Raw genomic sequence first — 19,464 nt, 5'->3', positions numbered from 1 at the left:
CACCTGAGTGAGCAATCTGTCGCTCGATTTTTCGGATAATACTTTTCAACCTCTGGCCGCGCGTATGCGGCCAGAAAATTTAGCACAGTATATCGGCCAGCAACATTTGCTGGCTGCGGGGAAGCCGTTGCCGCGCGCTATCGAAGCCGGGCATCTGCATTCTATGATCCTCTGGGGGCCACCGGGTACCGGCAAAACAACCCTCGCTGAAGTGATTGCCCGCTATGCGAACGCTGATGTGGAACGTATTTCTGCCGTCACCTCTGGCGTGAAAGAGATTCGCGAGGCGATCGAGCGCGCCCGGCAAAACCGCAATGCAGGTCGCCGCACTATTCTTTTTGTTGACGAAGTGCACCGATTCAACAAAAGCCAGCAGGATGCATTTCTGCCACATATTGAAGACGGCACCATCACTTTTATTGGCGCAACCACTGAAAACCCGTCGTTTGAGCTTAATTCGGCACTGCTTTCCCGTGCCCGTGTCTATCTGTTGAAATCCCTGGGTACAGAGGATATTGAGCAAGTACTAACTCAGGCGATGGAAGACAAGACCCGTGGTTATGGTGGTCAGGATATTGTTCTGCCAGATGAAACACGACGCGCCATTGCTGAACTGGTGAATGGCGACGCGCGCCGGGCGTTAAATACGCTGGAAATGATGGCGGATATGGCCGAAGTCAATGATAGCGGTAAGCGGGTCCTGAAGCCTGAATTATTGACCGAAATCGCCGGTGAGCGAAGCGCCCGCTTTGATAACAAAGGCGATCGCTTTTACGATCTCATTTCCGCACTGCATAAGTCGGTACGTGGTAGCGCACCCGATGCGGCGCTCTACTGGTATGCGCGAATTATTACCGCTGGTGGCGATCCGTTATATGTCGCGCGTCGTTGCCTGGCAATTGCTTCCGAAGATGTCGGCAATGCCGACCCACGGGCGATGCAGGTGGCAATTGCGGCCTGGGATTGCTTTACTCGCGTTGGCCCGGCGGAAGGTGAACGCGCCATTGCTCAGGCGATTGTTTACCTGGCCTGCGCGCCAAAAAGCAACGCTGTCTACACTGCGTTTAAAGCTGCGCTGGCGGATGCTCGCGAACGCCCGGATTATGACGTGCCGGTTCATTTGCGTAATGCGCCGACGAAATTAATGAAGGAAATGGGCTACGGGCAGGAATATCGTTACGCTCATGATGAAGCAAACGCTTATGCTGCCGGTGAGGTTTACTTCCCGCCGGAAATAGCACAAACACGCTATTATTTCCCGACAAACAGGGGCCTTGAAGGCAAGATTGGCGAAAAGCTCGCCTGGCTGGCTGAACAGGATCAAAATAGCCCCATAAAACGCTACCGTTAATGTTATCGTTGCGGTAATGTTGTTACTGTATCCCTGTGGTCGCAGGCTGTGGCCACATCTCCCATTTAATTCGATAAGCACAGGATAAGCATGCTCGATCCCAATCTGCTGCGTAATGAGCCAGACGCAGTCGCTGAAAAACTGGCACGCCGGGGCTTTAAGCTGGATGTAGATAAGCTGGGCGCTCTTGAAGAGCGTCGTAAAGTATTGCAGGTCAAAACGGAAAACCTGCAAGCGGAGCGTAACTCCCGATCGAAATCCATTGGCCAGGCGAAAGCGCGCGGGGAAGATATCGAGCCTTTACGTCTGGAAGTGAACAAACTGGGCGAAGAGCTGGATGCAGCAAAAGCCGAGCTGGATGCTTTACAGGCTGAAATTCGCGATATCGCGCTGACCATCCCTAACCTGCCTGCAGATGAAGTGCCGGTAGGTAAAGACGAAAATGACAACGTTGAAGTCAGCCGCTGGGGTACCCCGCGTGAGTTTGACTTTGAAGTTCGTGACCACGTGACGCTGGGTGAAATGCACTCTGGCCTCGACTTTGCAGCTGCAGTTAAGCTGACTGGTTCCCGCTTTGTGGTAATGAAAGGGCAGATTGCTCGCATGCACCGCGCACTGTCGCAGTTTATGCTGGATCTGCATACCGAACAGCATGGCTACAGTGAGAACTATGTTCCGTACCTGGTTAACCAGGACACGCTGTACGGTACGGGTCAGCTGCCGAAATTTGCTGGCGATCTGTTCCATACTCGTCCGCTGGAAGAAGAAGCAGACACCAGTAACTATGCGCTGATCCCAACGGCAGAAGTTCCGCTGACTAACCTGGTGCGCGGTGAAATCATCGATGAAGATGATCTGCCAATTAAGATGACCGCCCACACCCCATGCTTCCGTTCTGAAGCCGGTTCATATGGTCGTGACACCCGTGGTCTGATCCGTATGCACCAGTTCGACAAAGTTGAAATGGTGCAGATCGTGCGCCCGGAAGACTCAATGGCGGCGCTGGAAGAGATGACTGGTCATGCAGAAAAAGTCCTGCAGTTGCTGGGCCTGCCGTACCGTAAAATCATCCTTTGCACTGGCGACATGGGCTTTGGCGCTTGCAAAACTTACGACCTGGAAGTATGGATCCCGGCACAGAACACCTACCGTGAGATCTCTTCCTGCTCCAACGTTTGGGATTTCCAGGCACGTCGTATGCAGGCACGTTGCCGCAGCAAGTCGGACAAGAAAACCCGTCTGGTTCATACCCTGAACGGTTCTGGTCTGGCTGTTGGTCGTACGCTGGTTGCAGTAATGGAAAACTATCAGCAGGCTGATGGTCGTATTGAAGTACCAGAAGTTCTGCGTCCGTATATGAACGGACTGGAATATATTGGCTAATACCCAATTTTTCTGAATCTAAAAAGCGCCTGCGGGCGCTTTTTTTGTCTCCCTTTGATACCGAACAATAATTACTCCTCACTTACACGTAATACTACTTTCGAGTGAAAATCTACCTATCTCTTTGATTTTCAAATTATTCGATGTATACAAGCCTATATAGCGAACTGCTATAGAAATAATTACACAATACGGTTTGTTACTGGAATCAATCGTGAGCAAGCTTGAGTGAGCCATTATGAAAACGAAAATCCCTGATGCGGTATTGGCTGCTGAGGTGAGTCGCCGTGGTTTGGTAAAAACGACAGCGATCGGCGGCCTGGCAATGGCCAGCAGCGCATTAACATTACCTTTTAGTCGGATTGCGCACGCTGTCGATAGCGCCATTCCAACAAAATCAGACGAAAAGGTTATCTGGAGCGCCTGTACAGTTAACTGTGGTAGTCGCTGCCCGCTACGTATGCACGTCGTGGACGGTGAAATCAAATATGTCGAAACGGACAATACCGGCGATGACAATTACGACGGCCTGCACCAGGTTCGCGCCTGCCTGCGTGGGCGTTCCATGCGTCGCCGTGTCTACAATCCGGACCGCCTGAAATATCCGATGAAACGAGTCGGGGCGCGCGGTGAAGGCAAATTCGAGCGCATTAGCTGGGAAGAAGCCTACGACATCATCGCGACCAATATGCAGCGCCTGATCAAAGAGTACGGCAACGAGTCTATCTATCTGAACTATGGCACCGGTACGCTGGGCGGCACCATGACCCGCTCCTGGCCGCCGGGAAATACCCTGGTCGCGCGGCTGATGAACTGCTGCGGCGGCTATCTGAACCATTACGGCGACTACTCCTCCGCGCAAATTGCGGAAGGTTTGAACTATACCTACGGCGGCTGGGCAGATGGCAACAGCCCGTCGGATATCGAAAACAGTAAGCTGGTAGTGCTGTTTGGTAATAACCCTGGCGAAACGCGAATGAGTGGCGGTGGGGTGACTTACTATCTTGAACAGGCACGCCAGAAATCTAATGCCCGCATGATCATCATCGATCCGCGCTATACCGACACCGGTGCCGGGCGCGAAGATGAGTGGATCCCTATTCGTCCGGGAACAGATGCCGCACTGGTTAACGGTCTGGCGTACGTCATGATCACTGAAAACCTGGTGGATCAGGCATTCCTCGATAAATATTGCGTTGGCTACGATGAGAAAACCCTGCCAGCCAGTGCGCCGAAAAATGGCCACTATAAAGCTTATATTCTGGGTGAAGGGCCAGATGGCGTGGCTAAAACACCGGAATGGGCCTCACAAATCACCGGTGTTCCGGCAGACAAAATCATCAAACTGGCTCGTGAAATCGGCAGTACCAAACCGGCGTTTATCAGCCAGGGATGGGGCCCGCAGCGTCACGCTAACGGTGAAATCGCAACCCGTGCTATCTCGATGCTGGCGATTCTGACCGGTAACGTTGGTATTAATGGAGGGAACAGCGGCGCGCGTGAAGGTTCATACAGCTTACCGTTTGTCCGTATGCCGACCTTGGAAAACCCGATCCAGACCAGCATTTCGATGTTTATGTGGACCGATGCCATTGAACGTGGCCCGGAAATGACGGCGCTGCGTGATGGTGTACGCGGGAAAGATAAGCTGGATGTGCCGATCAAAATGATCTGGAACTATGCCGGTAACTGCCTGGTTAACCAGCATTCTGAAATCAACCGTACCCATGAAATCCTTCAGGATGATAAGAAGTGCGAGCTGATTGTGGTTATCGACTGCCACATGACCTCATCGGCGAAATATGCTGACATCCTGCTGCCTGACTGCACCGCTTCCGAACAGATGGACTTTGCGCTGGATGCATCCTGCGGGAATATGTCTTACGTGATTTTCAACGATCAGGTGATTAAACCGCGCTTTGAATGTAAGACCATCTATGAAATGACCAGCGAACTGGCAAAACGTCTTGGCGTTGAGCAACAGTTTACTGAAGGCCGTACCCAGGAAGAGTGGATGCGGCATCTGTATGCCCAGTCGCGGGAAGCGATTCCTGAACTGCCAACGTTTGAAGAGTTCCGCAAGCAGGGGATCTTTAAAAAGCGCGACCCACAAGGGCATCACGTTGCTTATAAAGCCTTCCGTGAAGATCCGCAGGCAAACCCACTGACTACGCCATCGGGCAAAATTGAGATTTATTCGCAGGCGCTGGCTGACATTGCCGCTACCTGGGAATTGCCAGAAGGCGATGTGATCGATCCACTGCCGATCTACACGCCGGGCTTTGAAAGTTATCAGGATCCGCTGAACAAACAGTATCCGCTGCAGCTTACGGGTTTCCACTATAAATCTCGCGTTCACTCAACTTACGGCAACGTTGATGTGCTGAAAGCAGCTTGCCGTCAGGAAATGTGGATCAACCCGCTTGATGCGCAAAAACGCGGTATCAACAACGGCGATAAAGTCAGGATCTTTAACGATCGTGGTGAAGTTCATATTGAGGCGAAAGTGACGCCACGAATGATGCCAGGTGTGGTCGCACTGGGTGAAGGTGCCTGGTATGACCCGGATGCAAAACGTGTCGATAAGGGTGGTTGTATTAACGTACTGACCACTCAACGTCCGTCTCCTCTCGCTAAGGGGAATCCGTCACATACAAACCTTGTTCAGGTTGAAAAGGTGTAAGGAGTAACCGATGACAACCCAGTATGGATTTTTTATTGATTCCAGCCGTTGCACCGGTTGCAAAACCTGCGAGCTGGCTTGTAAAGACTACAAAGATTTGACGCCAGAAGTCAGCTTCCGCCGCATTTATGAATATGCTGGCGGCGACTGGCAGGAAGATAACGGTGTCTGGCACCAGAACGTGTTTGCCTACTATCTGTCGATTTCGTGCAACCACTGCGAAGATCCGGCTTGTACTAAAGTCTGCCCGAGCGGTGCGATGCATAAACGTGAAGATGGTTTTGTTGTGGTCGATGAAGATGTGTGCATTGGCTGCCGCTACTGCCATATGGCTTGCCCGTATGGCGCACCGCAATATAACGAAACGAAAGGCCATATGACCAAATGCGATGGTTGTTATGACCGTGTTGCGGAGGGTAAAAAGCCGATCTGTGTTGAATCTTGTCCGCTGCGGGCGCTGGATTTCGGCCCTATCGACGAGCTGCGTAAAAAACATGGCGATCTGGCGGCCGTTGCGCCGTTGCCGCGAGCTCACTTTACCAAACCGAATATTGTGATCAAACCCAATGCCAATAGCCGCCCGACCGGGGATACCACTGGCTATCTGGCAAACCCGAAGGAGGTGTGAGATGGGAAGTGGATGGCATGAATGGCCGCTGATGATCTTCACGGTCTTCGGGCAATGTGTGGCGGGTGGTTTTATCGTTCTGGCTTTGGCGCTGCTCAAAGGCGACCTGCGAGCAGAAGCCCAGCAGCGTGTTATCGCCTGCATGTTTGGCTTATGGGTGCTGATGGGCATTGGCTTTATCGCTTCTATGCTCCATCTTGGTTCACCGATGCGCGCTTTTAACTCGCTCAACCGGGTAGGGGCTTCAGCACTCAGTAACGAAATCGCCAGCGGTTCGATCTTTTTTGCCGTAGGCGGCATCGGCTGGTTGCTGGCAATGCTGAAAAAGCTGTCACCGGCATTGCGTACGCTTTGGCTGGTGGTGACGATGGTTCTTGGCGTCGTCTTTGTCTGGATGATGGTGCGTGTGTATAACAGCATTGATACCGTTCCGACCTGGTACAGCATCTGGACGCCGATGGGCTTCTTCCTGACGATGTTCATGGGCGGCCCGTTACTGGGGTACCTGTTGCTGAGTCTGGCTGGCGTCGATAGCTGGGCGATGCGTCTGCTGCCAGCCATTTCCGTACTGGCACTGGTGGTGAGTGGCGTGGTGTCAGTGATGCAGGGCGCAGAGCTGGCGACTATTCATAGTTCTGTGCAGCAGGCCGCAGCGCTGGTGCCGGACTATGGTGCGCTGATGTCCTGGCGGATCGTGCTTTTGGCCGTTGCCCTGTGCTTGTGGATTGCACCACAGCTAAAAGGTTATCAGCCTGCGGTTCCGCTACTATCCGTCTCATTCATTCTGCTTCTGGCAGGGGAATTAATCGGTCGCGGCGTATTCTATGGTTTGCATATGACCGTGGGGATGGCCGTCGCAAGCTAATCAGTAACAACCGGGGTTTCGGCCCCGGTTCTCTTTTATTTCTGCTTCGTTAACGTGTCATAACTGGTCATCAAATTACGATAATCAGGAATATGGTTAGAGAACAACGTCGCCAGTCCTTCAATATCATTACGCCAGTCACGGTGCAGCTCGCAAGCCACGCCGAACCATGTCATCAATTGCGCACCTGCTTGCGACATGCGATCCCATGCCGAATGCCGGGTAATTTCATTAAAGGTCCCTGACGCGTCAGTCACAACAAACACATCAAACCCTTCTTCAATGGCTGAAAGCGCCGGGAATGCCACGCAAACTTCGGTTACCACACCGGCAATAATTAACTGTTTTTTACCTGTCGCTTTGACTGCTTTTACAAAATCTTCGTTATCCCAGGCGTTAATATTGCCCGGGCGAGCAATGTAAGGTGCATCGGGGAATTGTGCTTTCAGTTCTGGAACTAATGGGCCGTTAGGACCGGTTTCAAAACTGGTGGTAAGAATAGTTGGTAAGTTGAAATACTTAGCCAGGTCACCCAGCGCCAGCACGTTATTTTTAAACTTATCGGGTTCGATATCCCGTACAAGGGAAAGTAAACCAGCCTGGTGATCAACAAGCAAAACAGCAGCATCATTTTTATCAAGACGAACATACGGTTTGGTCATCCTCTTCTCCTTTCGAGAGTCAGTGGTACGCCTGAAATCGGTCAGACGTGATGCATTGCTCTGAAAGCATAGACGGGAAATATGAGTTTGCTGTGACCATGAAATTTTTCGACTGAACGAAGCGTATGAAATTTGTGTTAGATCAATAAAAACAATCAGATGAGATTAATCATCTCTTCAGTATTAGCGTTATGAATGAGTAATATAAATCGATAATACCGCCGTTGCGATATGCGCGTATTTTCACCCATTGACAATGTTTTTGGCGGTGGCATGATGCGCATGAAATTTGAACTTCCTCACGGTTTTAATTCATGTCCACGTATACCCGGCCTGTCATGCTTTTGCTGTCTGGCCTGCTTTTGTTGACTCTGGCGATCGCGGTGTTAAATACACTCGTGCCGCTTTGGCTCGCCCAGGAACACATGTCCACATGGCAGGTAGGCGTTGTCAGCTCATCCTATTTTACCGGCAACCTTGTCGGTACATTGCTGACAGGGTATGTCATTAAACGCATTGGTTTTAACCGCAGCTATTATCTGGCCTCCTTCATTTTTGCCGCTGGCTGTGCCGGCCTTGGCCTGATGATTGGATTCTGGAGTTGGTTGGCGTGGCGTTTTGTCGCGGGCGTCGGCTGTGCCATGATTTGGGTAGTCGTTGAGAGCGCGCTGATGTGCAGTGGGACGTCACGTAACCGTGGGCGTTTGCTTGCTGCATACATGATGGTTTATTACGTGGGAACGTTTTTAGGCCAGTTACTGGTCAGCAAGGTCTCAACCGAGCTGATGAGCGTATTGCCGTGGGTTACAGGTTTGACATTGGCAGGGATCTTACCGCTGTTGTTTACGCGTGTCCTGAATCAGCAGGCTGAAAACCATGATTCGACGTCAATTACGGCAATGCTAAAACTCCGTCAGGCGCGGCTTGGCGTGAATGGCTGCATTATCTCAGGAATCGTTCTGGGATCTCTATATGGCCTGATGCCTCTGTACCTCAATCACAAAGGGGTGAGCAATGCCAGTATTGGTTTCTGGATGGCGGTACTGGTCAGTGCGGGTATCCTCGGACAATGGCCGATTGGACGTCTGGCGGATAAGTTTGGTCGACTGCTGGTTTTGCGTGTTCAGGTCTTTGTCGTCATTCTCGGCAGTATTGCGATGCTTAGCCAGGCGGCGATGGCCCCAGCGTTATTCATCCTCGGTGCCGCTGGCTTTACGCTATATCCGGTGGCGATGGCATGGGCTTGCGAGAAAGTTGAACATCATCAACTGGTGGCGATGAACCAAGCCTTACTGTTGAGCTATACTGTGGGAAGTCTGCTTGGCCCGTCATTTACCGCTATGCTAATGCAGAATTTCTCCGATAATTTATTGTTTATCATGATCGCCAGCGTATCGTTTATCTATTTGCTGATGCTGCTGCGCAACGCCGGTCATACGCCGAAACCCGTTGCTCACGTGTAAATGAATTCAAGCAGAGTGTGAACTTACTGTTTCACACTCTGCTTTTTTGTTTCTTCTATCTGACTTGCTTTATTCCAAATTTTATTCGTTTAAAAATAAAATGTGTAGCAGGTTATAATTTTGCATTTCGCTATTTCCGCACTTCTTATTTGCCGCGCATAATCCCTCGTTTTACAGATGCCCCTATAATTTTGGCGAAGGATTTGTCTATGGCTGGGAATGTTCAGGAAAAACAGCTGCGATGGTACAACATTGCGCTGATGTCTTTTATCACTGTCTGGGGTTTTGGCAACGTTGTTAATAACTACGCCAACCAGGGGCTGGTGGTTGTTTTTTCATGGGTGTTTATCTTTGCGCTCTATTTCACACCTTATGCGCTAATTGTTGGTCAGTTAGGCTCGACCTTCAAAGATGGGAAGGGCGGGGTCAGTACCTGGATTAAACACACGATGGGACCCGGACTGGCTTATCTCGCCGCGTGGACCTACTGGGTGGTGCATATTCCCTATCTGGCACAAAAACCCCAGGCAATTCTGATTGCGCTCGGTTGGGCGATGAAAGGCGACGGTTCGCTAATCAAAGAATATTCAGTCGTAGCGTTACAGGGGTTAACGCTGGTGCTGTTTATCTTCTTTATGTGGGTTGCTTCACGCGGTATGAAATCGCTGAAAATCGTCGGTTCTGTGGCAGGGATTGCTATGTTTGTTATGTCGCTCCTGTATGTGGCGATGGCGGTAACCGCGCCTGCAATTACTGAAGTGCATATTGCGACCACAAACATTACCTGGGAAACGTTCATTCCTCATATCGACTTTACCTACATTACCACTATTTCAATGCTGGTTTTCGCGGTTGGCGGAGCAGAGAAGATTTCTCCTTACGTTAATCAAACGCGCAACCCAGGAAAAGAATTTCCAAAAGGGATGTTATGCCTGGCGGTGATGGTTGCGGTTTGTGCCATTCTGGGCTCGCTGGCGATGGGGATGATGTTTGATTCGCGTAATATCCCGGATGACTTAATGACCAACGGTCAGTATTACGCCTTTCAGAAGCTGGGCGAGTATTACAACATGGGTAATACTTTAATGGTGATTTACGCCATTGCGAATACCCTGGGACAAGTAGCGGCGCTGGTATTCTCGATTGATGCCCCGCTTAAAGTGCTATTAGGTGATGCTGACAGCAAATATATTCCAGCCAGTTTATGTCGTACCAACGCTTCTGGTACGCCCGTTAATGGCTATTTTCTGACCCTGGTACTGGTGGCGATTCTGATTATGCTGCCGACTCTCGGCATTGGTGATATGAACAATCTCTATAAATGGCTGTTGAACCTTAATTCGGTAGTGATGCCGCTGCGTTATTTATGGGTATTTGTTGCATTTATTGCAGTCGTTCGCCTGGCGCAGAAATATAAACCAGAATATGTCTTTATTCGTAATAAGCCTCTGGCAATGACCGTCGGGATTTGGTGTTTTGCCTTTACCGCCTTTGCCTGTTTGACGGGGATCTTCCCGAAAATGGAAGCCTTCACTGCAGAGTGGACCTTCCAGTTGGCGCTGAATGTTGCAACGCCGTTTGTGCTGGTAGGATTAGGACTGATATTCCCGCTGCTGGCGCGTAAAGCGAATAGTAAATAATTATTGTGGTCGGTGACGCTGACTCTGGCAGATCTGACCCGTTTTTACATAATCGAGAAATGCGCGCAAGCCGCAGGACATATACTGGCGGTTTGGGTAATAGATCTGGAAGCCTGGACGCTCTGTGATCCAGTCTTCCAGTACACATTCTAAACGACCGGTATCAAGGTACTCCTTGATCTGTTCATAGAGCAGATACCCGATACCAGCACCCATCAAAACGGCATCCAGTTCAGCATCAACATCATCCAGGTGATGCTGCCAACTTACTGATTTAGTGTATGATGGTGTTTTTGAGGTGCTCCAGTGGCTTCTGTTTCTATCAGCTGTCCCTCCTGTTCAGCTACTGACGGGGTGGTGCGTAACGGCAAAAGCACTGCCGGACATCAGCGCTATCTCTGCTCTCACTGCCGTAAAACATGGCAACTGCAGTTCACTTACACCGCTTCTCAACCCGGTACGCACCAGAAAATCATTGATATGGCCATGAATGGCGTTGGATGCCGGGCAACTGCACGCATTATGGGCGTTGGCCTCAACACGATTTTACGTCACTTAAAAAACTCAGGCCGCAGTCGGTAACCTCGCGCATACAGCCGGGCAGTGACGTCATCGTCTGCGCGGAAATGGACGAACAGTGGGGCTATGTCGGGGCTAAATCGCGCCAGCGCTGGCTGTTTTACGCGTATGACAGTCTCCGGAAGACGGTTGTTGCGCACGTATTCGGTGAACGCACTATGGCGACGCTGGGGCGTCTTATGAGCCTGCTGTCACCCTTTGACGTGGTGATATGGATGACGGATGGCTGGCCGCTGTATGAATCCCGCCTGAAGGGAAAGCTGCACGTAATCAGCAAGCGATATACGCAGCGAATTGAGCGGCATAACCTGAATCTGAGGCAGCACCTGGCACGGCTGGGACGGAAGTCGCTGTCGTTCTCAAAATCGGTGGAGCTGCATGACAAAGTCATCGGGCATTATCTGAACATAAAACACTATCAATAAGTTGGAGTCATTACCCATCATCCAGAATGATATTCCCTGCGACAGCAATTTCCTGCTCCTTTGCAAATTGCCAGTGGAAAGGTTTGCCGCTGGGATAACGAAATACAACACATTGATGATTAAGCAGATCATGAGGATGGCGGGGTTTGCCATATCTTGCAAAGTACTCTGGCGTTGCTGCTACACATAATTTCACTGGTGGGCCGATCGCCACGCTGATCATATCTTTTTCGACGATGCCACTAAGTCGAACGCCAGCGTCAAAGCCCTGTTGGACGATATCGACAAGAGAGTCGTCAGTTGTGAGCTCGACTTTAATATCAGGATATTCACGTGTGAAACCAACCAGTAAAGGCATTAAAAATATACGTGCAGCTACCCGGGCGGCATTGATTTTGAGCGTTCCTGTTGGTGTCAGACGAAAATCATTCATCTCATCTAACATGATCTGAATTTCGTCGAAAGCTGGGCGCAATCGTTCATAGAGATTAGAACCCGCTTCCGTTAACGATACGCTTCGGGTTGTCCGATTGAATAAGCGAATTTTAAGACGTTGTTCCAGTGTTTTAATACTATGGCTAATGGCGGACGAGGATAAGCCTAACTCATCGCCCGCTGCACGAAAGCTTTGATTACGGGCCACAGCAAAGAAAGTGGCAAAGTCAGACATATTCATCCGCATTAGTGAAAATCCTTCATTAACTCATCCTGAATCATCACGTTTACATGATTATGCCGCCTGCGTAAAGTGCGCTCCAGAACTTAACGTGGAGGTAAAATTATGCAGTCTGAACGTATTTATTTGGTATGGGCCCATCCTCGTCATGATTCATTGACCGCACATATTGCTGATGCGATCCATCAGCGGGCAATGGAGCGGAAAATACAGGTGACGGAACTCGATTTATATCGGCGTAATTTCAACCCGGTGATGACGCCGGAAGATGAACCAGACTGGAAGAATATGGATAAACGTTATTCTCCAGAGGTTCATCAGCTTTATTCAGAGCTGCTTGAACATGACACGTTAGTGGTGGTTTTTCCTGTCTGGTGGTACAGCTTCCCGGCAATGCTAAAAGGATATATTGACAGAGTATGGAATAATGGGCTGGCTTATGGAGATGGGCAGAAATTACCATTCAATAAAGTTCGTTGGGTGGCGCTGGTTGGAGGAGACAAAGAATCATTTGTCCAGATGGGCTGGGAAAAAAATATAAGCGATTATTTAAAAAATATGTGCAGTTATCTTGGTATTGAAGATGCCGATGTCACTTTCTTGTGTAATACAGTGGTATTCGATGGGGAAGAACTTCACGCGAGCTATTATCAGTCGTTATTATCTCAGGTACGGGATATGGTAGATGCACTATAAGATGTGTTAAAAACGCTGTAGCAGAATGAAGTGCGGAATAAAAAAGCGGCAACTCAATAAAGTTGCCGCTTTACGGGGAAATTAGAACATTACCTTATGACCGTACTGCTCAAGAATGCCTTTCACGCGTTCCATGGTCTCTTTCTTCGGTGGTTTAACACCGTCGAGTTTGTACTCTTCACCCATTGCCACCCATTTGTGTTTGCCCAGCTCGTGGTAGGGGAGAAGCTCGATTTTCTCAACGTTGCCCATATCACGGGTAAATTCACCGAGGCGATGCGCTGAATCGTCATCGTCAGACCAGCCTGGGACAACAACGTAGCGGATCCACACCTTCACATTTTTGTTCGCCAGATATTTGGCGAACTCCAGCGTGCGGTGATTGGAAACTCCAACCAGATTTTGGTGGATCTCGTCGTTCATCTGTTTGAGATCGAGCATTACCAGGTCGGTTACTTCCAGCAGTTCATCAATCACCGGATCGTAACGACGAACAAAACCGTTGGTGTCCAGACAGGTATGAATGCCTTCTTTTTTGCAGGCGCGGAACCAGTCACGAACAAACTCAGCTTGTAGGATTGCCTCACCGCCGGATGCGGTAACGCCGCCGCCGGAAGCGTTCATAAAGTGGCGATAGGTCACCACCTCTTTCATTAAATCTTCAACGGTAACTTCTTTACCGCCATGCGTATCCCAGGTGTCGCGGTTATGACAATACAGGCAGCGCATCAGGCAGCCCTGGAAAAAGGTGATAAAGCGAATACCCGGGCCGTCTACGGTTCCACAGGATTCAAAGGAGTGAATGCGACCAATAACTGACATTGCGGTGTTTCTCCAGATGTGGCCCATCTGAGGCCGTGTTGGTGCGCAGCTCGAAGGCTACGTCGAGTCTGTTTTGGCAGTCACCTTAGAGTATAGATAGCTGACAAAAAAGGCTCTCGTGCTAAAAAAGGCCCCACTTTCGTGGAGCCTTTATTGTACGCTTTTTACTGTACGATTTCAGTCAAATCTAATTACATAGATTGAGTGAAGGTACGAGTAATAACGTCCTGCTGCTGTTCTTTAGTCAGCGAGTTGAAACGTACTGCGTAGCCAGATACACGGATGGTCAGCTGCGGATATTTTTCCGGGTTTTCCATCGCGTCGAGCAGCATTTCACGGTTCATCACGTTAACGTTCAGGTGCTGACCACCTTCGATGGATGCTTCGTGGTGGAAGTAACCATCCATCAGACCAGCCAGGTTGGTCTTACGAACTTCGTCGTCTTTACCCAGTGCGTTCGGAACGATAGAGAAGGTGTAGGAGATACCATCTTTAGCGTAAGCAAACGGCAGTTTAGCAACGGAAGTCAGAGAGGCTACTGCACCTTTCTGGTCACGACCGTGCATCGGGTTAGCACCCGGTCCGAACGGCGCGCCAGCACGACGACCGTCTGGGGTGTTACCCGTTTTCTTACCATACACAACGTTAGAAGTGATGGTCAGAACAGACTGAGTCGGGATAGCGTCACGGTAGGTGTGCAGTTTCTGAATTTTCTTCATGAAACGTTCTACCAGGTCAACAGCCAGGTCATCTACACGCGGATCGTTGTTACCAAACTGCGGGTATTCGCCTTCGATTTCGAAGTCGATAGCCAGACCGTCTTCGTCACGAATCGGTTTAACTTTCGCATATTTGATTGCAGACAGGGAGTCAGCAGCAACGGACAGACCAGCGATACCACACGCCATGGTGCGGATAACGTCACGGTCGTGCAGCGCCATCAGAGAGGCTTCGTAGCTGTACTTGTCGTGCATGTAGTGGATGATGTTTAGTGCAGTGATGTACTGTTTAGCCAGCCAGTCCATGAAGTGATCCATGCGCTCCATCACTTCATCATAGTTCAGGACATCGCCTTTGATCGGTTCAGACTTCGGACCAACCTGCATTTTCAGTTTTTCGTCAACGCCGCCGTTGATTGCGTACAGCATGGTTTTCGCCAGGTTTGCACGCGCACCGAAGAACTGCATTTGTTTACCAACGATCATCGGGCTTACGCAGCAAGCAATAGCGTAGTCATCGTTGTTGAAGTCCGGACGCATCAGGTCATCGTTCTCATACTGCAGAGAAGAGGTGTCGATGGACACTTTAGCGGCGAATTTCTTGAAGTTCAGCGGCAGTTTTTCAGACCACAGAATGGTCATGTTCGGTTCCGGAGACGGACCCATGGTGTACAGGGTGTTCAGGAAACGGAAGCTGTTTTTGGTAACCAGGGTACGACCGTCGAGGCCCATACCACCGATAGATTCGGTTGCCCAGATCGGGTCGCCAGAGAACAGTTCATCGTATTCCGGAGTACGCAGGAAGCGAACCATACGCAGTTTCATGACCAGGTGGTCAACCATTTCCTGCGCTTCTTGTTCGGTGATCTTGCCAGCTTTCAGGTCACGTTCGATGTACACATCCAGGAAGGTGGAGGTACGACCGAAGGACATTGCAGCACCGTTCTGAGACTTAACAGCAGCCAGGTAGCCGAAGTAAGTCCACTGGATAGCTTCCTGAGCGTTGGTAGCCGGACCAGAGATGTCGTAGCCGTATTTCGCAGCCATTTCTTTCATCTGACCCAGAGCGCGGTGCTGTTCAGCGATTTCTTCGCGCAGACGGATAGTCTGTTCCAAGTTTACGCCGTTTTCCAGATCAGCCTGCAGAGAAGTGAACTGTGCCAGTTTGTCTTTCATCAGGTAGTCGATACCGTACAGCGCAACGCGACGGTAGTCACCGATGATACGGCCACGGCCATATGCATCTGGCAGACCGGTCAGAACACCAGATTTACGGCAACGCAGGATGTCCGGAGTGTAAACGTCGAACACGCCCTGGTTGTGAGTTTTACGGTATTCAGTGAAGATTTTTTTGATCATCGGATCCAGTTCGCGGTTGTACGCTTTGCAGGAACCTTCGATCATTTTGATACCACCGAACGGGATAAGAGCACGTTTCAGCGGAGCTTCAGTCTGCAGACCAACGATTTTCTCAAGCTGCTTGTTGATGTAGCCAGCGTCGTGAGAGGTGATGGTGGAAGCAACAGCGGTGTCAAAGTCAACTGGCGCGTGAGTGCGGTTTTCCAGTTTAACGCCTTCCATTACTTTGTCCCACAGGGTGGTGGTCGCTTCAGTAGCGCCAGCCAGGAAGGACTCGTCACCCTCGTACGGAGTGTAGTTTTTCTGAATGAAGTCACGGACGTTTACTTCATTCTGCCAGTCACCTTTGGTAAAACCTTCCCAGGCTGTGGCTAACTTTTCATTAAGCTCGGACATGTAACACCTACCTTCTTAAGTGGATTTTTTATTTACTGCGTACTTCGACAACCATTAATGGTGGTCGTTTTCACGCAGGTAAATGACCCAGTATGTCAACCCAACCAACAAACCACCACCGATAATGTTGCCGATCGTAACCGGAATCAGGTTATCAGTGATGAAATTCATCACGGTCAGGTGAGAAAAATTTTCCGGTGCAGAACCGACTGCGGTCCAAAATTCCGGGGATGCGAAGTCGCGGATTACAATACCCATCGGGATCATAAACATGTTTGCGATACTGTGCTCAAAACCGCTGGCAACAAACATCGCGACCGGCAGCACCATAATGAACGCTTTGTCCATCAGGCTGCGGCCAGAATAACTCATCCATACTGCCAGACATACCATCAGGTTTGCCAGGATACCAAGACAGACGGCCTCAATAAAAGTATGGTGCACTTTGTGGTCGGCGGTTTGTAGGACGTTTAGTCCCCATTGACCATTTGCGGTCATATACTCGCCGGAAAGCCACATTAAAAGTACAAACAGCAGTGCGCCGACCAGGTTGCCAAAATAGACATTTAGCCAGTTTTTCGCCAACTGACCCCAGGTGATGCGCCCACTCGCCTTAGCAACAACAATCAACACGGTGGAAGTAAAGAGATCGGCTCCGCAGACAACACAAAGAATCAGCCCCAGAGAGAAGCAAATGCCGCCAACCAGTTTTGCCATGCCGAAGGGCATTGTGCCTGTGCCAGTGGTTGCTGTGATATAGAAGACGAATGCGATTGAGATGAAAACACCGGCGGTAATCGCCAGATAGAAAGTCTTAAGCGGATGTTTCGTTGCTTTATAGACACCCGCCTCTTCGGCCACTTTGGCCATTGCAGCAGGAAGTAAAAGATCAAAAGGGTTGTCAGCTTTCACACTAACTCTCTCTTTATTAAGTCGGCGACGAGATACTAACAAAGCATTATAGATGAGAAATTGATATAGATCATATCTCGCCTGGCTTATAGGCCCGTAACTCGCATGGTTTTTATGCAGATACGGAGTAAATATTTGATTATCCAAATAAAAATAAATTTTAAAAATTAACAAATGAGTTGAATTTTTTCCGCATCCTCCGCTAAAACAGTTAATTAAAAGGGAGCATCAGGCGAATAAAGTAACAATATCGATCGTATTTATTAAATACAAATTACCGATATTTAACCTTATAATTACAATTATTTTATTAATGCAAATATATGTAAAGCGGGGCATTAAAAAAACGCCCCGTAATATAACTCAGACTAATCATTAAGCCTACATTGCGTAGGCTATTTGATTTTATTTTGCCCAGAATGCTGCTTTGGCGCGCTGCAGCTTTTCGTAGGCCTTCAACAACGACTGATGTGCAGCAAACGCGTGCAGATCGCTATCTACCGGTTGCAGGCCGTAAAACGCCGCTTCGCCGCTCATTGCCGCACTGGCGGCTTCTACGGCATCTGCGCCGTACATGCGAACAAACGCATTCAGATATTGCAGCGGCTGGCGATCTTCTTCCTGTGCCAGTAATAACAACGTTTGCAGGCAGCGATAATAGTTGGCGCGTTCCGGACTAAATACTGATGAGTTAAACTCCATCGTCCATTCGGTCCAGACCAGAGCCTGTTCCAGATCGCCACCAGCCAGCGCCAGCATGGCTTTTAATTCACCGATACGCAGGGTGTACCAACCGTTATCCGACCCGGTCGCCAGACCCAACAGCTCACGCACGCGGGTAAAGTCATCAAAACCTTCTTCATCCAGTTGCTCGATGAGGTTCAGGTAATCTTCTTTTTCCCACTCGCTGCCTGGTAGCGAAAGAATCGTTTCACGTAAATGGCTGCCCATACTGTTATTCGCGAGCCACAGATCTTCAGCCGGATAAATATCGGACATGCCAGGCACGATAATACGGCAAGCATAAACGCCCAGATGCTCGTAATCGGCAATATAAACTTCTTTATCTTCTTTGTTGAAGATAGCCATCAGCGTAGCAAACTCTTCTTCCGTGGTGCCGGAGAAATTCCAGTCCACAAACGGATAATCGGCATCCTGCTTGAACAGGTCCCAGGAGATTAAACCGCTGGAATCGATAAAGTGCGTTTCGAGGTTGGTATGTTCAGCGACTTCTTCATCATCGAAGGTTGGCGGAGTAAACACATCCAAATCTTTCAGGCCACGACCTTGCAGCAGCTCGGTCACGGTACGTTCCAGTGCTACGCCAAAATCAGGATGCGCACCGAAAGAGGCAAAGCAGGTACCGTTAGCAGGATTGAACAGTACCACGCAAATCACCGGATACTGGCCGCCAAGCGAACCGTCATAAGCGAAGATTGGGAAACCCTCCGCTTCCAGCGTTTCGATGGCTTCAACTACTGCTGGGTAACGCGCCAGCACGTCTGCCGGGATCTCTGGCAGGCTGATGCTTTCAGCAATAATGCGGTTTTTCACGTAGCGTTCGAAAACTTCAGACAATCCCTGAACGCGTGCTTCGTTGCGGGTATTACCTGCGGACATACCGTTGGAGACGTACAGGTTACCAATGATATTCATCGGAATATAAACGGTCTGATTGTCGGACTGACGCGTAAACGGCAGGCCGCAAATACCACGATCTTCGTTACCGGATTGTAGGTCAATCAGCATGCTGCCGGTCAGTTCATTCTCCGGATCATAAAACGCGCGCAGACGGTCATCGAGTAGTCCTTCTGGCACATCGTCATTTTCGGTCAGTGGGAACCATTTTTCGTTGGGATAATGCACGAACGGACCGTTGGCGATGGTTTCGCCCAGCCAGAAATCAGCAAAAAAGTAGTTGGTTGAGAGACGCTCGAAATATTCACCAAGTGCAGAAGCCAGCGCCGCTTTTTTGGTTGCGCCTTTACCGTTGGTAAAACACAGTGCGCACTCTTTGTCGCGAATATGTACAGACCAGACGTTAGGCACAGGATTCAGCCAGGAGGCCTCTTCAATCTGAAAGCCGAGGTCTGAAAGTTTTTGCTGGAAGCGAGCGATGGAATCTTCCAGAGCGGCATCTTTGCCGGGGATAAATGTTTGCGTCATGAAAATCACTTTAGTCGTACGGAAAGCGCGCAATAATAC

Annotated in this window: 14 protein-coding genes and 2 pseudogenes; 9 read left to right on the top strand and 7 right to left on the bottom strand. The window is 49.8% G+C overall.

Going from position 1 to position 19,464, the window contains the following annotated elements:
* Positions 1-7: 7 nt before the first annotated feature.
* The 5 genes from rarA to dmsC all read left to right on the top strand — a co-directional run bounded on the left by rarA (position 8) and on the right by dmsC (position 6,910).
* Complete coding sequence (gene rarA, locus C1P89_RS10970; protein ID WP_000067740.1) at positions 8-1,351, top strand: replication-associated recombination protein RarA; 1,344 nt, start codon at positions 8-10, stop codon at positions 1,349-1,351.
* A gap of 90 nt (positions 1,352-1,441) precedes the next feature.
* Positions 1,442-2,734, top strand: a complete 1,293-nt coding sequence (serS, locus tag C1P89_RS10965; protein ID WP_000886683.1) for a serine--tRNA ligase — start codon at positions 1,442-1,444, stop codon at positions 2,732-2,734.
* A gap of 238 nt (positions 2,735-2,972) precedes the next feature.
* Positions 2,973-5,417 (top strand): dimethylsulfoxide reductase subunit A, encoded by a 2,445-nt coding sequence (gene dmsA, locus C1P89_RS10960; RefSeq protein WP_000850307.1) that lies wholly within the window; start codon positions 2,973-2,975, stop codon positions 5,415-5,417.
* Positions 5,418-5,427: 10 nt separating this feature from the next.
* Positions 5,428-6,045, top strand: a complete 618-nt coding sequence (gene dmsB, locus C1P89_RS10955; protein WP_000213098.1) for a dimethylsulfoxide reductase iron-sulfur subunit DmsB — start codon at positions 5,428-5,430, stop codon at positions 6,043-6,045.
* Position 6,046: 1 nt separating this feature from the next.
* On the top strand, positions 6,047-6,910 hold the full coding sequence (dmsC, locus tag C1P89_RS10950; RefSeq protein ID WP_000534650.1) for a dimethyl sulfoxide reductase anchor subunit DmsC: 864 nt from the start codon (positions 6,047-6,049) through the stop codon (positions 6,908-6,910).
* 35 nt (positions 6,911-6,945) lie between these two features.
* Here the strand turns inward: dmsC and ycaC are convergent, their stop codons facing one another.
* Positions 6,946-7,572 (bottom strand): isochorismate family cysteine hydrolase YcaC, encoded by a 627-nt coding sequence (gene ycaC / locus C1P89_RS10945; protein WP_000165876.1) that lies wholly within the window; start codon positions 7,570-7,572, stop codon positions 6,946-6,948.
* A gap of 314 nt (positions 7,573-7,886) precedes the next feature.
* Between ycaC and C1P89_RS10940 the strand changes: the two genes are divergently transcribed.
* Positions 7,887-9,035: an MFS transporter gene (locus tag C1P89_RS10940; protein ID WP_000109289.1), complete on the top strand. Its 1,149-nt coding sequence runs from the start codon at positions 7,887-7,889 to the stop codon at positions 9,033-9,035.
* A 209-nt stretch (positions 9,036-9,244) separates the two neighbouring features.
* On the top strand, positions 9,245-10,675 hold the full coding sequence (locus C1P89_RS10935) for an APC family permease (protein ID WP_000918506.1): 1,431 nt from the start codon (positions 9,245-9,247) through the stop codon (positions 10,673-10,675).
* Here C1P89_RS10935 and C1P89_RS10930 read toward each other — a convergent pair.
* A pseudogene (locus tag C1P89_RS10930) lies at positions 10,676-10,930 on the bottom strand (LysR substrate-binding domain-containing protein); the annotation flags it as partial.
* A 51-nt stretch (positions 10,931-10,981) separates the two neighbouring features.
* On the opposite strand from C1P89_RS10930, the gene C1P89_RS10925 reads away from it, so the two are divergent.
* Positions 10,982-11,679 (top strand): IS1-like element IS1A family transposase gene (locus tag C1P89_RS10925; protein WP_094096600.1). Its coding sequence is split into 2 segments (ribosomal slippage): positions 10,982-11,231 and positions 11,231-11,679, totalling 699 coding nucleotides; the frame shifts between segments, so codons are not numbered across the junction.
* A 16-nt stretch (positions 11,680-11,695) separates the two neighbouring features.
* On the opposite strand, the pseudogene C1P89_RS10920 reads toward C1P89_RS10925, so the two are convergent.
* Positions 11,696-12,361: pseudogene (locus C1P89_RS10920) on the bottom strand (LysR family transcriptional regulator); the annotation flags it as partial.
* Positions 12,362-12,460: 99 nt separating this feature from the next.
* On the opposite strand from C1P89_RS10920, the gene C1P89_RS10915 reads away from it, so the two are divergent.
* On the top strand, positions 12,461-13,051 hold the full coding sequence (locus C1P89_RS10915) for an NAD(P)H oxidoreductase (protein WP_001190370.1): 591 nt from the start codon (positions 12,461-12,463) through the stop codon (positions 13,049-13,051).
* Positions 13,052-13,132: 81 nt separating this feature from the next.
* Here C1P89_RS10915 and pflA read toward each other — a convergent pair whose 3' ends face one another.
* The 4 genes from pflA to ycaO form a co-directional block, all read right to left on the bottom strand.
* Entirely contained in the window at positions 13,133-13,873 is a 741-nt protein-coding gene (pflA, locus tag C1P89_RS10910; RefSeq protein ID WP_000111043.1) for a pyruvate formate lyase 1-activating protein, read from the bottom strand.
* Between the two features lie 191 nt (positions 13,874-14,064).
* Positions 14,065-16,347: a formate C-acetyltransferase gene (gene pflB / locus C1P89_RS10905; protein WP_001292822.1), complete on the bottom strand. Its 2,283-nt coding sequence runs from the start codon at positions 16,345-16,347 to the stop codon at positions 14,065-14,067.
* A 54-nt stretch (positions 16,348-16,401) separates the two neighbouring features.
* Complete coding sequence (gene focA, locus C1P89_RS10900) at positions 16,402-17,259, bottom strand: formate transporter FocA (protein WP_000642546.1); 858 nt, start codon at positions 17,257-17,259, stop codon at positions 16,402-16,404.
* A gap of 405 nt (positions 17,260-17,664) precedes the next feature.
* Positions 17,665-19,425, bottom strand: a complete 1,761-nt coding sequence (gene ycaO, locus C1P89_RS10895) for a 30S ribosomal protein S12 methylthiotransferase accessory factor YcaO (protein ID WP_001295344.1) — start codon at positions 19,423-19,425, stop codon at positions 17,665-17,667.
* Positions 19,426-19,464: the final 39 nt, after the last annotated feature.

Source organism: Shigella sonnei (assembly GCF_002950395.1).
Classification (GTDB): domain Bacteria; phylum Pseudomonadota; class Gammaproteobacteria; order Enterobacterales; family Enterobacteriaceae; genus ECMA0423.
This window is presented reverse-complemented; position numbering and strand designations above follow the sequence as displayed.